Annotated in this window: 9 protein-coding genes; 3 read left to right on the top strand and 6 right to left on the bottom strand. The window is 45.4% G+C overall.

Annotated elements, in window-relative coordinates:
• Positions 1-23: 23 nt before the first annotated feature.
• From MAMMFC1_RS16220 to MAMMFC1_RS16210, 3 genes are all read right to left on the bottom strand, one after another.
• The gene (locus MAMMFC1_RS16220) at positions 24-7721 is read right to left on the bottom strand and encodes a SpvB/TcaC N-terminal domain-containing protein (RefSeq protein WP_197723845.1); all 7698 of its coding nucleotides are present in this window, start codon (positions 7719-7721) and stop codon (positions 24-26) included.
• Positions 7722-8133: 412 nt separating this feature from the next.
• Positions 8134-8904 (bottom strand): DUF364 domain-containing protein, encoded by a 771-nt coding sequence (locus MAMMFC1_RS16215; protein ID WP_126309527.1) that lies wholly within the window; start codon positions 8902-8904, stop codon positions 8134-8136.
• Positions 8905-8929: 25 nt separating this feature from the next.
• Entirely contained in the window at positions 8930-9469 is a 540-nt protein-coding gene (locus MAMMFC1_RS16210) for a 3D domain-containing protein (protein ID WP_126309525.1), read from the bottom strand.
• 488 nt (positions 9470-9957) lie between these two features.
• Here MAMMFC1_RS16210 and MAMMFC1_RS16205 point away from each other — a divergent pair, with 488 nt between their 5' ends.
• Positions 9958-10788, top strand: a complete 831-nt coding sequence (locus MAMMFC1_RS16205; RefSeq protein ID WP_145987649.1) for a nickel/cobalt transporter — start codon at positions 9958-9960, stop codon at positions 10786-10788.
• Positions 10789-10958: 170 nt separating this feature from the next.
• Positions 10959-11249 (top strand): zinc-ribbon domain containing protein, encoded by a 291-nt coding sequence (locus MAMMFC1_RS16200; RefSeq protein WP_126309521.1) that lies wholly within the window; start codon positions 10959-10961, stop codon positions 11247-11249.
• Positions 11250-11351: 102 nt separating this feature from the next.
• On the opposite strand, the gene MAMMFC1_RS16195 is transcribed toward MAMMFC1_RS16200, so the two are convergent.
• Both MAMMFC1_RS16195 and MAMMFC1_RS16190 read right to left on the bottom strand, forming a co-directional pair.
• A complete protein-coding gene (locus MAMMFC1_RS16195; RefSeq protein WP_126309520.1) occupies positions 11352-11687 on the bottom strand; it encodes a pyridoxamine 5'-phosphate oxidase family protein in 336 nt (111 codons plus the stop codon).
• Between the two features lie 89 nt (positions 11688-11776).
• Positions 11777-12448, bottom strand: a complete 672-nt coding sequence (locus tag MAMMFC1_RS16190) for a Crp/Fnr family transcriptional regulator (RefSeq protein ID WP_197723844.1) — start codon at positions 12446-12448, stop codon at positions 11777-11779.
• A gap of 294 nt (positions 12449-12742) precedes the next feature.
• On the opposite strand from MAMMFC1_RS16190, the gene MAMMFC1_RS16185 reads away from it, so the two are divergent.
• Entirely contained in the window at positions 12743-13414 is a 672-nt protein-coding gene (locus MAMMFC1_RS16185; protein ID WP_126309519.1) for a flavodoxin family protein, read from the top strand.
• A 133-nt stretch (positions 13415-13547) separates the two neighbouring features.
• Here the strand turns inward: MAMMFC1_RS16185 and MAMMFC1_RS16180 are convergent, their stop codons facing one another.
• Entirely contained in the window at positions 13548-15242 is a 1695-nt protein-coding gene (locus tag MAMMFC1_RS16180) for an MDR family MFS transporter (RefSeq protein ID WP_197723843.1), read from the bottom strand.
• Positions 15243-15262: the final 20 nt, after the last annotated feature.

Raw genomic sequence — 15262 nt, 5'->3', positions numbered from 1 at the left:
GCACATTCTTCCTAAATTTTATATTATTGTAATCTCACAAATGATCTTGGACGAGAAGTTGGTTGGAAACAGACACCATTTTGGGGGTCATAATATTCTATTCTGTAAATATTTTGGGTTGTGTAAGTGCCGCCATTCTCTACAATCTCTAAGGCTTCGGCTTCAGTAACTAATCGTCCTTGAGAAATAAATCTCCTTCCTATAACTTCATCGGTAACTGTAGCATGAATGGCATGTGCTCCCATAGGATCATCTACAATTGCCATATAATTGCCCGGTTGTGGTACGGGCTCAATGGGAACGGAAGCCCTGATAGGCCTGCTAGTTCGGCCACTCTGATGCAGTGCTTCAAACCCTTTATTTAACACACCGGTTGCCTCACCGGTGTCGGTAATTGGTGCTTCAATTCTACTTACCGGTCTGCCTGCGGCTTCGACAAATTCAGTATTTATTACCGGTGGCTGACCGGGATTTAGATTCATATTGGCTTCGTGTGCGCCTACATCGGCAACACACAAATCTCCTCTGCATGTAGGATTGGTTATGGTCGGCCGTCTGGTTGGATTTCCGGAAGATCCGATATGTGGTGCATTTGCTTCCAAAGAAACCGTTCGGGCCTCAGTTGAGAGAACACGGGATTCTGTCGACAGCACGCGCGATTCTGCCGACAGAACACGGGATTCAGCAGCCATCGCATGCAGTTCAAGTCCGAAGGGTAAAACATCAACTCCCAATTCAAATGCAGCCCAGCCGCGACTGGTATCTTGCCCGGTAACTGTGGTTCCTGTGACTAATCTGGTTCCCGGATCTAATACGGGAACGAACCCGGCGCCCATTTCAAGTCCGTATAAGCTTGATAGCGTTGGGTCATCTTCTATGGGAACAATTCGCAATGTAGCGGCTCTGACAATCCCTCCGGTTACACCTCCCACGCCTCCACTAGGTGCTGAAATATCAACTGTATTGGTTCGCGGACTTATATATGCCCTTCCTCCAAATAAGCCTGTCCACATAGCACTGAGCTCCTGGCCCATTCTATCCCACATCATGGCCATACCAATTTCATTCACATCCATCCCCTGATTTCCATTCTTATCACATTTCCTTATGCAATTGTTTTGACAATACGTATAAAAATTCGTCCCTCCCTCAATCCCGGCCGGGTCCGCACTCAACCACCTGCCCAGCCAGGACAAATAATACCTTGCACTGTGGTATTCCAGGCCGCTCTCCTCATCCCGCTCCAGGTCCGTATAGCGGTAACGTTTGGCGGCACATTTTATGGCTGCATTTTTAGCTTGATAAGCAGTGGTGCCGTAAGGGTGGTACTCTTCGTAGCCGATCACCCTCGCCGTATCATCCAGCTCCAACGCCGCCGACCCCAGATGATTGTGCAACTGATAGCGCACAGTTTGGGCGGGGTCGGTACGCCCCATCGGTACGCCCATTACCACTTTAGGTTTGGTTTCGGTGTCTATCATCACAAAACGGTGCTGCCTGTCCATCAGGCTCAGGCTGGTGCGTTCCAGCCCCGCATCCGCGCCGCTGTACTGTTTGTAAAGCTCATAGCCGGCGATATAAATCCGCTCGTCTTTTTTGCCTGGTATGGCAGCACCTGCATCGGCCTGATTTTCGGTTATTTTTCTTATCCGTTGCCCTTGCCCGTCATATTGATAATAGGTTGTTTCGGGTGTGCCGCCATCCGTGCGCTTCTGACGGCTTGTTCGCACCAGTTCCTCTTTAAAGTTCCATCCCATGTCTTCCAAATGGGGCATGGCCGTCATAAAGCCATGGCGCTGATGATGCGGGTAGCTGTAAGTATTTGCCCCAATTTGCGTGCTGATCAGGCGATTATTCGCGGCCTGATAGTTATAATCCCTCGTCCAGTTGTTCCCCGCTGCCTGATGCCGCATTTGCAGGATATTGCCGACCGCGTCATAGATGTAGCTTTGGGTATAATTTCGCATCGCCACCGGATCGCCGGGATTCAATTGTTGCATGAAGGCTATGTCGTTCCAATTGTCTTTGCTGTCAAAGGAAAACGGCAGGTTGCCCTCCCTGCCTGTGGCTTCAGCCAGACGGTAAAGGGCATCATAGGTATAGGTGGAAACCCCGGTAATTTTTTGGTTATCAAAAAATGCTACCGGTATGTTTTTATCCTCAATATGGGTGATATTGCCCACCGGATCATAGGTGTAATGCCAGTCCTGAAGCGGATCGTTGTTTTGCCGTTTGGTTTCCAAACGCTTTAGCCGGAAGGTTTCCTTGTCATAATAAAACTGAGTGATTACGTCATTGCCATAGATGATTTTATTGCGCTGGCCTTTTTCATTGTAATCTATGTCTTTTATATGGGTAGTGGCAACGGCGGGATCGACATAGGCAACGCTTTCACTGTTAAGCAAACCGGCTTCGTTGTAAGAAGGCGTGATAATACTGCCGTCAGGCGCGGTTTGTTTAACCACTCTTCCCAGGGCGTCTGTTTCCGTAATAAAGGTGAAGCTTTCGGACTCAAGGTCTGCGACTATATTGGTGTCTGTCCAGTTGGCAATACCTTTATAATTTTTAAACAGCTTACGGGTAGTAGATTTTGGCTGTCCTTTTAAGTCATATTCAGGTGTTATCAAAATTCCGCCGGTATCGTAATGCTTGATTACCTGTCCCCTGAGGTTTTTCAGTTCGGGGCTGGCCTCCGCTTCGCCGTAAAATATCCTACCAAAAATATGGTTAAGAGGGTTATCGCCATCCCCGCCTATGACTTTACTAAGGGTAGGCCGGTGCAGGGTATCATAAAAATATTGGAATTCGTAGCCGCGCTCATCCCAGGTGCGCAGCGGGTTGCCCAGAATATTCATCAGCAGCCACCGCTGGCCGGCATCCATGCTGCGCTGATAGACCTTGCTGCCCAGCATATCGTATTTATATTGCATCACCACATTGCCGCGGGCGTCGGTAACTTTGCGCAGATTGCCTTCGATATCGAGTTCGGCTCTGGTCAGGTAAAATTCATCCTCACCGGCTTGCAAATGCTTATTATGGTCGACCGACAAAACAGGTCTGCCCAATGTATCAAAGTGCTGGACATTGGGGGTGCCGGCATGTTTGGTAGCTTTATCGGCAGCCGTTTTTTCCCGCTCCGGGTCTTTGCCGGCCGCAATGAGTTCGGCATCTATCAGCCGGTTGGTGCGGTTATAATACCAGGAAGATTCCAGAATCGTATCGTTTTGGTCGTAAATGACTTGTTTCCAGGAATCAAATTCCGTACGGGACAAAGTGCCGTCAGCCATTTCGGTTTTGATGAGCCGCCCCGGTGCATCGTAATACATGATGGGCGTAACTCCGGTTTCCACCAATTCCTTCAGATCTTCGTAGTTGTGCGTTACCGAAAAGTAGGGCTCGTATTGTTTTACGGCATTGCCTTTATTGTTGAGCACGGTTCTGCCGTTGCCAATCCAGCGCAGTTGCCTGGGGTTAAGCGTGGCGGTATCGATGTCGGCGACTATGTAGGAATCGTCGGGATTGACCGTCACTTGCCTGGCTGGTCCCGGTTCGGCCTGCGTTTTTTTCATCACCACGCGCCCCAGGCCGTTGGAGTATTCAAAACTGATCTGAACCGGCGAATCATTGCTTTTCTTAAAATGCTCTTCCCTTACAATGGAGGCGACAGCCACAGGCTTGCCTGAATTTTTATAAACGTCAAAGTCATAGACGAATCTTGCCGTGGCATGCTGCAATAAATCTTTCCCATGGATAACCAATAGATCGGCAACCGGCGCCTGGAAGAAATCATTGACCAGTGTATTTTCAGACAGGGAAGAAAACTCATTCAAGCCAATCAGATCGTCGGCTTCATTGCCTTTGCCAAATACCGCCATGGCCTTTACCAGTCCTAATTCATCTTTGACGGCTTCGGAAATATTGTTATTCGGGTCCTTCATTCGTTGCGGCGAAAGTGTCCTGAAATTATAAAGCTCGACTGTTGTTTTATTGCCTAATGCGTCTTCCGTTTCTTCAATGAAGAGGCGATAATTGCCGTCATATTTCACCTTTGTCCTGGCGCCATAGGGATCGGTATAGGAAACGGGAAGATAAAAACGGTTTTGAGCATCGGCAACAGCTTCCCCTGTATCGACAAATTGGGTGGTTCCCGAGCGGATCCACCAGCTGTCATCCCCCTCCCGCTGAGTGAATTTGCCCTCCAGCATCAGGTCTTCATTAATCCTGGCGCCAAAAATATTATCGCCAAGGGCCGGCGTGTAAGCTAATTGATAGCTTTCAAAAGGCAACCCCAATGATGCCAACTGATGTAACGGCAAAGCATCCTTTAGATTGTCACTGCGATAAATGGTGCGTATGTCCTCAATTAGTCTCTTTTGTGAAGTCCCGGGTGCAGGATTCTGATCAACCTGATGATATTCCACTTCAACGGCAGCCGTAAGGATATTCTCAAAATCATTCAGGGCATAGAATGGGCTGCTTTTGGCAACACCCTCTAATTCGTAAGTTTTCACTTCGGCCGGAAGTCTCAGTCGGTAGGCATTGTCAGTATCAATGTCATTGGTATAGCCCTTTTGCGTATAGGTAATCAGGGTTTTGTTCTGTACTTGTTGTGTTTCTATGGGCAGGGAAGGGTTCGCTTGTATCCTCGGATAGACCACCGAGGCCGATTCCAACACATTCCCGTATTCATCCAGTTTGATATTGAGGGTATGGGCAATGCGCGGGTCCTCCGTGTTCCGCTCGTAGCCGTAGGCAATGGCCTCCCTCTCTTTGACAACAAATACGGCGTACTGGTTTTGCCCTTTTGGCTGCAGCAGCTCGATCACACAATTACGGGTTGCTGCGGAGAAAGGAGTGAGCTGTTTTTTAATTTGCTCAGGGGTGGCTCCCGCTGCCGGAGCATCATGGGCAAAGGTTTCCGAACGCAGGCTCATGCCTTTGCAGGCGCGTAAAGCTTCTCGCCATTCCTGGGCGCTGAGATGGTCAATGATGGATGGATCTAATCCCGGCGCGGCAATGACCCGGGCATCAGGCAAAGGCTTTTCATGGTTTACAACAGCAAAGCCCTGTTTTGCCATTTCTTCATCCCAATATTCACGGGCAAACTGATTGAGAATAGTTTCCTTGCTTAAAAAGGCGCCGGTATGAAACCAGCTTTTGGTGACTATCGGGTCCTGATGCAGGGTTTTGTCCACGATATTGCTTGCATCCCCTTTTGCCCAATGTTCAAAAGCTTCGGCATCTGTTTGTTCCACCATGCCAAAACCCCTGAATTCTCTTTCGGCATGGTCGTAATAGCCATGATGGTATTGGTATGAGCTAACGAACCGATAGCCGGAAATTCTATCTCTTGTTTCGGTTTTGGAAAGGCAATGGACCGGGTAATGCAGTTTGGTAATCCATGGCCTGCCTGTAAGTTTGTCTTCAATGTAAAACCTGGTGGAGGGGGTATATTCCAGCGTAACTTCTTTGCCGAGATTGTTTTTGTAAGCAGTCATAATATGAGGTTTCTTGCTGTTCATCAGGTCGATGTATTTTAATGGAGCTCCGGCATCCTTGGATAACGGACTTGACCAGACGATACAGGCAACACCATTGCCCAGCAAATCGGTAACCGTAATTTTTGCCTGCTGATGAATTTCCGGGAAGGGATCGATTTCGAAGGGAACGGCGCTGAAAGCGTTGCCGCTTAAGTTCATCCAGCAGGTGAATTTGTTTTTACCCAGATAAATAATATCGGTGACGCCGGAGCCGTCAATATCGGCTAACCGCAAGTAGGACGGATTGAAGGCATCAGGATGGTCAAAAACCGGGGCGTGATCCATGCCTACCTTGGCACCAAACCTTCCGTAGCCGAGATTCGGCCAATAACAGACTTCGCCGTTTCTTATCCTGACGATGTCCGTTAAACCATCACCTGACATATCCGCCAGGAAAATGGTTTGTTGCGGGTCGGTGAAGGCGACATACGGACCTGCTTCTTCATCAAAGGGCTTGCCTGTTTTATGGGAACTTATAAAGCCTTTTCTGCCTGCTGACTCATACCAGGTGAATACATAATCTTCTGTAATTAAAATTTCCGGTTTGCCATCCCCATTAAGGTCAATCATCCGGGTATTTGCATCAGCGCTATTGATATTAGGCAGATTTTCAAAAGGCCGGAAAGCCTGCCACTCTTCCTTGTCGCTTAATTCAAAATACCCCTTTGGTTCGCTGTTCATATTTACCAGCTGTTTGCTTCCATCCGCATCCAGATCCATTAATTGCAACCGTGAACCAAGGCCTGTAAAAGTGGGTTTTGGTGAAACCAGTTTTGCCTGTTCAAACTTACCGTCGCCTAAATTACTTTTATAAAACCAGCCTTCGCCTTGTTCGGTCAGGATGCCTGCAAGACCTTCGCTGAATAAATCAGTGAATTGATAGAGCGGTTCAGCCAACCCCGCCGGGGCGTGAATGAGAGCCTCCGGTGAAATGAATTGGATAGCTTTGTTCCAATCGTGTTTTTGATATTCAAACTCAACAGGCGGCAGTTTTTTATCGGTGTAGGTCCCGTCTGGTTTCTTAATGTAGCCATAAGCGGTGATAGAGCTTAAAAATGTAAAATCTGCTTCGCCGGCGGTACTGTAGCCAAAGTTGAGGGATTTTACCAAAGCCGAGCCGCCAGGAAGTTCAGCAAAATAATGAAACAGCAACACTCGTTTGCAAAGTCGTGTGGTTCTTATTTCAAAACCGGCATTGTATTCTGAAAATGCGTCTGTTCTGAAATCCCAATCCTTTATTTTGGTATACGGGGCGTTAGTGTCATACTCGCCGTAATCAAATACCGTTTGGAACAGGTAATCGTTTTCATCCGGATAGGCGTAATTTAAATTTTTATAGGGCGTATATGGCGTTTTGTTGCCGTAAAATACCTTTTCTAAATATAGGTTGGTGTATGTGATAATGCCATTTTCCGTGCGATTTCGATTGTGCAGCAATGAAGTATTAAGTCCTTTGTCGTTTTCCTTCTTATAAATGTAATGAGCGCAATTGCCTTTGTCATCGAAGACAAATTCAGGCAGCCAGGCAAATACTTTATTTGCGTCTTTGGGGTCAAAAATTCTTGCTGCGGCGCTCCAGCCAAAAAGTGTCGTTACGTTCTCTTTCGTAATAACACGCCATTTGATTTCCCGTGATGTTTTCCCCGACCACCTCTCAATCCTGGCAAATAAACCTTCAATGCGCGGTCTGTAAAACCTGATGGTAAATAAGCCGTCCGGTGAGTCTTTTTCTTTGACTATGTATTTCCCGCTCCCATCTGTACGAAAACTGCCATCTGCCGCTTTTGCGAATTCCGGAACAAGGTCTTCAGCCTCCGAAAAAAGGAATGTATCCGAATCCGCTTCGTCCAGATATTGGGGAAGCTCTTTATCCGTTTTGCGTTTGATGGACGGAAGGCTCAAAGTCCAGCCTAAGCCGAAAATACCATTCCCGGCGCCTGAATTATAAGTCAAATTCAGTGCCGGTGAAGCGCCCCTGGTTGGCGAGAAAGGAAGGGCTATGGAAAAGGAAGTTGTTCCATTTACGGCATTTACAGAAAACTTCTCATCAATTCCTTTAATGGCGCCGCCACCCTTCGGCAAAGAAATGGAAGGAATCTCAATTGCATTGGACTTAGTTTTTCCTCCGTCTGTTTTAAGAAATCGCGAAGAGATTTTTGAATTTTCTGTTTCTTTTATCACTTTTTTCACCTCTAATTCCGATAGATAGGCAATGCTCTGAAAGTTGATTATTCGCAAGTGCCATCAATCTTTTGCTACCCTTTTTGATATTTCTTATTTATATCGTATATCATTTAAAAAGCATTACCTCCTTATAACTATTAATACTTATTTAGTATTTAATATAAACTTTCCTTAAATTGCATAATTTTTCCTTCCAGAACTAAAAAAAATTTCATAAAAATTAGTAAGCCAACTTTCAAAAAGTTAGCTGCATCCTGCCAGACATGCAATGTCCTGGTTTGGAACAATTCACCATGGCTGGGTTTATCCGGGAAGGACATTTTACCCATGAAAAAGGCTCACCTCAGGCAGAAGCTTGTAAGGTGAGCTAACTTACGCACAAAATTTTTATGAAGCTACTCATGCCATATTATTGTCTAGTATGGCACGTTCCTGACTTTACTGTCTCGAAATCCAGATATCGCTTCATGAGCATGGTACCGCCTCCTTCCGAAACAACGCGTAGAACGGCGTCCGTATCGCGTACCCGTGCCCCAGCGACGTGAGTGATTTTTGTATCCTGAAAGATGTCGCCACACAGAGGTGAAGATGGTCCTAGCAAGACGGCGGCACGAGGCTCTACCAGTCCGGCAATCAGTTCGTCAAAGGTTCCATTGATAAGCGATGTGCCGGTAATGACGGCTACTGTACAAGCACCCAGGGCATCGCCGGCTTTTTCAGGGGGAAGCGTATCGCTGTGTTTATCATTTAGTTCCAGGATGTCGAGCCGGCATCCAGTCTTGCGCAATTGGGCTATTACCGGGCCGAAATATCCTACCATAGCGACCCGGTCATTGTGTGTAATATGAAGCGATGAGATGACTTCTTCTTTTAAGGTCGGGGGATTCGGCAAAGAGGCGAGCAAAGCATTTGCCGTCGCCAGACCGAGCGCCCGCGCCAAGACGGACGCCTCGTCGACGAGCATGGCTAGCAACTCTTTTGCCGGACGCCCGGCAAGGGTTCCGGCGCTTTCGCAATAGGTACAGCTGGTCGCTGAGAAATCCGGAGTCCATGCCACCCCGCCATGACCACTTTCAATCTTTATGGCAGTATACCCCAGTCCAATGCGTACATCGCTAACTGCCACGCGCTCCGCAGGGGGCAGTAAGAAATCAATCAGACGTTTTTGTATAGTCAGCAATGTATTCTTCCTCCTTGTTGAGTCTCTACCTATCAAGAACAAATACCCTCACCCCATGCGTCCGCCCTAGTTCATATAATTCTTCATCGGAAGCGTCTATATGAACGTCAAACACTTTGCCTTTAACCGCTCCGCCAGTATCTTCCGCTGTACGCCGAAATACTCTGCCGTCAGGCATAACAATCTCAACTTCCGCACCTAGGGGAACCACGTCCGGGTCAACCGCTACAGTCCTGCCCGCGGTGGCTGTTGTGCCTGATGCTGTTTTACCTTTGTCGTTGTACCAGGTCACCTGTGCGCCATCTATGTAGTGAACCACCCGCCGCCCACCACGGCTGGTCGGATAGACTTCCCGCTGAACAGCCAGTTCACGCCTAAGAATTGCTATGTCCTTTTGCATCTTCTCAACCATTTGCTGATTTACTTGGGCCTCAGAGGTTAATTGTGCTATTCGTGCTTCGTCTGCTTGCTCTTGATCAATAGCTATTTTGTAGTTGATGCCGACACTGAGCATTAGGACTATTATAATCGTGCCAATAGTCAATTTATTCAATTTTAGTCTCATCCTATCACTCCTTCAAGGGATATATTGAGGCTTAGTTTATATTATATCGATAAAGTGGAGCCAGTATCAATGGATAAATTTTCTTAGCCCCGTTAAAGTCCATCAAAGCAAAATTAAATCAAAATTAACAACTCCAAAATCCATTGAAATGGATTTTGGAGTTGTTTGGCTTTACGCTTAATCAATACTTTTTGTCTGATCTCTCATGCGCACACTTGATTGGTTATTGTCTAAACAAAGAATATGCTTAACTATAACAAACATATATTTTTAACGATCATTCCACACCTATCGGCATATGAAACAAGTTCCGATTTCAAACTACTTCGCAGTCAAAAGGGCCCGCTCCATTTCTGACCATTCTCACCGAGCAATATATCAATCGAATAAATATTACGTGATAATCCGATCCTGTCTGATCCTGGAGGCGTTTAGCCCTGTTAATTAATTTAAGAAAATATAAATCAAATACATTGATAGTTACGTTTTTGGTAATCATTGTTTTGGTTGCTTTTTTCTTGATCGATGATTTCCCTATGCGGGATCAGGTGATGTATCACATTACGAACTGGCAAGCGGAATTTAATAAAGACGCTGCCATAAAAATTAAAGTATTAAGCAATAACTACAGCCCAGATCTTTTTCAGGCATTGTTTACGTTTTCATTTTTATACGGAGTACTCCATGCAACAAGTCCCGGACATGGTAAGTCTATTATCGCCGGCTGGATTCTAACCCAACAACGTCACCTTAAAGATATTGCACTGGTAGCAATAGGTGCGACCTTTCTTCATGCGTTCAGCGCCGTTGCCATTGTTGCCTTTATTTTCTATTTTGTGGGAAACTATTTTCCTGGAATTATGAGGGCCACGTATCTTGGGCTCAATGTAGTATCGGGTGCAACTTTAATTATAGCCGGTTTTCAGCTGCTTGGCGAAAATTACAAACAATATTCCAAACAGAGATGTAAAACCAAGACACCCTCTAATAACTTGCAATCCGTTCATCCCGTTTGGATTGCCCTATCCATCGGTATTATCCCCTGTCCGCTCGCGGCTGCGATATTTATCTATTGCATGACGACGAATATGGTGGTAAACGGACTGCTGCTTGTAGCAGCCTTCGCGCTGGGAATGGGCCTAACGCTCTTTGTGGTGGCTATAACCGTCTGGTTGCTTAAGAATGAGGCGATGCAATCTGGCTGTTATCACGATAGTGTATCAAAGTTCTTTTTAAAATTAATAAATGTAATTAGCGCCTTGTTTTTTATTGTACTTGGCATCTTGATTATACTGACAAATATTCAAAAAGCATTCTAATTCTTATAAGGCAGAGTAGAATGCTTTTGAAAATTTTTGCTGTCATCATCCGTTATGGACAACTCCTTTCTTGACTGGAAGAAATTTGGTGTTATACTGTAATTAATAATAATATTATTTAAGAGTATTATTATTGATTATATCAGTACGTCGCCAAGGAGGAGTCTATTGTGTTTCAAGACAAAACGCTAATTTGCCGTGACTGCGGCGCCGAATTCCTATTCACTGCATCGGAGCAGGAGTTTTATGCGGAAAAGGGTTTTACAAACGATCCCAGCCGTTGTCCCGCGTGCCGGGCCCGTAGACGCCAGGAGAGATCTAGTGATAATGGCAGGCCCCAAAGGGAAATGTTCGATGCAATCTGTGCTGAGTGCGGCGCAAAAACTCAGGTTCCTTTCCGTCCTAGCGGCGATCGCCCCGTATATTGCAGAGATTGTTTTAATAGACTAAATAGACAATAAAAAGACTATTGACAATATTTTGTCGAAAGCCTGGACCGCCCGAGTTATCGGGCGGTCCAATTTTAGGCCATGCTTTAATTTTTCATATAAAACATTCGTAAATTACAATAACGTATCAACTTGATGAATTGAAAATACGAGTTCAGAATCTTGGACTACCGCTTTACCGGTAAAGCGGTAGCCCACTTTTCCGGAAACGGCTACAACCTGTAGATCACCTGTTTGCGACAGATTTTGTCTTGTCACATCCATCTTGTATACGCCAAAAACCAGATGACTATCGTCCCTGATTTCTTTTACTTTTCCTACAACAATCAAATGGGGCTGGCCGGTCTCGGATACCGATGCCAGGGCGATAAATGGAGATGCCAGGATTACATCTTTTATTTCGGAATTAATGGTAATAAGGCTCTTTGTGCATTGTGTCTCATTTGTCATTTTAACCACTCCTTAGTTTTAGTTACCTACTAACACTAGCATAGTGGTTCATATGAAAATCCGCTGTTAAATATTTAACAGCATATCATCTAGAAGCATTTATTTTTTAGAATATAATACCGATTCTCCCTACAAAGATAATTTTGCATCGTTAGCTCTTTTATCGCCTGCACAACCATGACCCGGGATGCTCCAACCAGGGAGGCAATTTCTTGCTGGGTTAACGGAATTGTGATCCGGACACCCTCGTGGCAGGATTCACCATGTTCGTTAGCCATTCGGATCATCAGACTGAGTACCTTCTCCTGGGTCGTCTGACTATTTGTCTCAGACAATTGTTCCCAAACGCCGTAAAGACGGTCACCGAGATTCCGGATCAACTCCCAGGCTAAATTAGGCTGGTTTTTGATGATTTTTTCAAATGTATTATGATCAATACTGCAAACCTTGGCTTCTCCCACGGAAATCGCCGTAGCTAACTGAGCTTTATCAGCGCGAAACAATGCGGTTTCGCCGATGATCTCACCCGGGCCTACGAACTGCAAAATTGTTTCATCTCCATCCGGAGTTATCCTCAACAACTTAAAATAACCTTCTTTGATTATATAAATACGGTTTGATACTTCCCCCTGCCGAAATAACGATTGTCCTTTAGTAAGGTGTTGTTTATCAGTTGCCAGGCAGATCTGACGGAAAAATTCCATGCTGAGCCCCGAAAAAAGCGGAATATCATGCAAACACAAGTAACGCTTCTTATCCAATTGATTCACCCCCGCTGAGCCTCACAACTCAAAATAGCCATCAAGTAGTACGGTGGCAGTATTATGGTATAGTATGATCTTATAAAACACTACTGGCTCTGTCAAGTTCCTCCTCTATTTTGGCATGATATTACCGGGTAGTATGTTAAATACTTAACAGCTATTAATATTGAAAGCGATTATAATTATAATAATAGTCGCCAAAATCCTGAAGCTGCAGAAATTTTCGCCAAAGGCCAACGGCCAAAGAAGGAAGGAAACAAATTAAAACTGGAAGATGGAGGAAGATCTAAAATGAAAATATTAGGTATATCAGGAAGCCCTGTGCCCGGCAGCAACACCGACCGTTTGGTATTGCAAGTACTAAAGGCAACTGGATTAGACTTCGAATTTGTAAAGCTAAGCACTGTTAATGTACGGCCGTGCCTGGCCTGTAAAGCCTGTGTGGAAGACAATATTTGCAAAGTCAATGATGATTTTCCGGCACTGGCTAAAAAATTACTGGATGCCCAGGCATTGGTAATTGGAGGATATACGCCATATAGGGTATTGGACGGTTTCACCAAAGCTTTTCTCGAAAGACTATGGTCAATGCGGCACTTGCATAGCTTGAATGAAAATAAGTACGTCATCACCATTATTTCCGGCCTGTTTAAAGAGATAAGAGATGGAGCCCTCGATGCGATAGCAACAGAATTGTTTATGGAAAGAATGCATCACGTAGCTGAATTATCTATTGAAGGAAATGTACCATGCCTTACCTGCGGCTACGGCGATAACTGCAAAAATAGCGGAATACCCCATGTATTTCCCAATAAAATAAAGGCTTCAAAAGATCATTGTATCGCTGTTGAAAAACAGCCGGTATGGGAAGAAGCCACAAACGCAGGCAACTTACTGGGCCAGTTTCTTCGCGGTGAAATTGACTCTCTCCCCTATATCTCTCATCCTTTTTCCGTTTCGTGAGCAGACCCCTATAATATTGCCAACATCTGAATAGCAGCGAAAGCAATGACCTCCTGCCCAATCCACATAGATTCGACAAGAGGTCATTTTGTTTTCTTTCTTGTAATTGGCAAGGCCCATATGACCCCCATACTCACCCCCGATAGCAGTCCTTTTTTCGTTTGGGGTGGTCTCCATCAATAAGATCGGGAACAAGATCAGCAGCCAATTCCATTTCGGCAGCTAACCTGTCAGTATATAAGGTTACACCTGCCTGCTCTGCCATTGACCTTTTGTTTTTGTTATTAAGCTTCGCTTTCCCCATTAGCAGGCTGACGAGGATACCGACAATCGAGACGATCATGGCAACCCAAAAGACAATATGCAGCGAATCGGCCAGGGTATTTTTGAGTGGCGGCAGCAATAACTGCTGCATATTAATCGTCATCTTGTGAAGAGTTTCTGGACTGAGCAAAATATTGAATAAACTGCGGGGATCGGTTTGAGCCTTTGTCAACATGTCTGACACAGTATCGGTCATCACCAATGGTGCATTCTGTACGGCAGGAAAAAATTCTTGCCGCATCATGTTTACTGAATAACTATTGAAAAATGCCCCGAGTACTGTAATGCCTATAGTCCCGCCAATACTCCGGAAAAATTGAGTTGCTGAAGTTGCCACCCCGCGCTGTTCCGGTCCAAAAGCGCTTTGCACAGCGAGGGTAAGTATAGGTGTTACTATGCCGATTCCAATCCCTAGGATAACGATATACAGCATTGCTGCGAGCTGTGTCGTGTTCACTGTCATAGTGCTCAAGAGAAAAAAAGCAACTGACATTAAAGCCATCCCGGCTATATACATTGACCGAAATGCGATCTTAGTTGCAAATTGGCCAACGACAACACTTGTAATCATCATGGAAATCATCATCGGCAACATGGTGTTGCCTGAACTGGTCGCGCTTATGCCCAGCACGCCCTGGAAAAATAGAGGCAAAAATATGATTGAACCAAACATTCCTAAACCCATTAAAAATCCGACAATGTTGGAAACCGTGAAAATCCTATTGTTAAATAATGCTAGACTTAATACGGGTTCGACAGCCTTATTTTCAAAATTAATAAATAGCAGCCAGGATATCAGCGACACTCCCATCAAAGCAAGGATTTGCCACGATGACCACGGGTATTCCGTACCGCCGAGGTTTAATCCTAACAGCAAACCTACGGTTCCGGTAATCAGGGTAATAGCGCCTGAATAATCAATAACTATTTTGTCAGTCAGTATTTTTTCATTCTTTAATCCAAGATATATCGTAATTGTCGCTAAAAGTCCAATTGGCAAATTTATGTAAAATACCCACTTCCACGATGAATAATCAACAATCCAGCCTCCAATAGTCGGGCCAATTACTGATGCCAGCCCAAATATGGCCCCCATAATCCCTTGCCATCGCCCGCGTTCCTCAGGGGTAAATATATCCCCTACAATCGTCATCGCCAAAGGCATCATGATACCGCCGCCAATACCTTGCAACGCTCGATAGAAGATCAATTGCGGCATATTGCTGCTGGTTCCGCAAAGGGCAGATCCCGACATGAATATGATTAGCCCGGTAATATAAACCACTCGCCGGCCATAGAGATCGGCAAGTTTACCGCCTATCGGCACTACTGTTGTCGAGGTTAACATATAAGCAGTGGTTACCCACGTCATAATGCTTAACCCGCCCAGTTCGCCAATAATTCTCGGCATAGCGGTCCCAACTACAGTCTGATTCAGCGAAGAAAAAAACATTGCCAGTAATAGTCCTGCCACGAGCGTTGCATGTTGACTTTTAGCAGACAAGTGCATTTTCGCCTCCCTTG

The sequence above is a fragment of the Methylomusa anaerophila genome, from assembly GCF_003966895.1.
In the GTDB taxonomy this organism is placed as follows: Bacteria; Bacillota; Negativicutes; order Sporomusales; family Sporomusaceae; genus Methylomusa; species Methylomusa anaerophila.
This window is presented reverse-complemented; position numbering and strand designations above follow the sequence as displayed.

Excerpts from the sequence above, each read along its gene's own strand:
- MAMMFC1_RS16195 (WP_126309520.1), bottom strand. The coding sequence starts at position 11,687 with ATGACAAATGAGACACAATGCACAAAGAGCCTTATTACCATTAATTCC.
- MAMMFC1_RS16210 (WP_126309525.1), bottom strand. The coding sequence starts at position 9,469 with ATGAGACTAAAATTGAATAAATTGACTATTGGCACGATTATAATAGTC.
- MAMMFC1_RS16185 (WP_126309519.1), top strand. The coding sequence starts at position 12,743 with ATGAAAATATTAGGTATATCAGGAAGCCCTGTGCCCGGCAGCAACACC.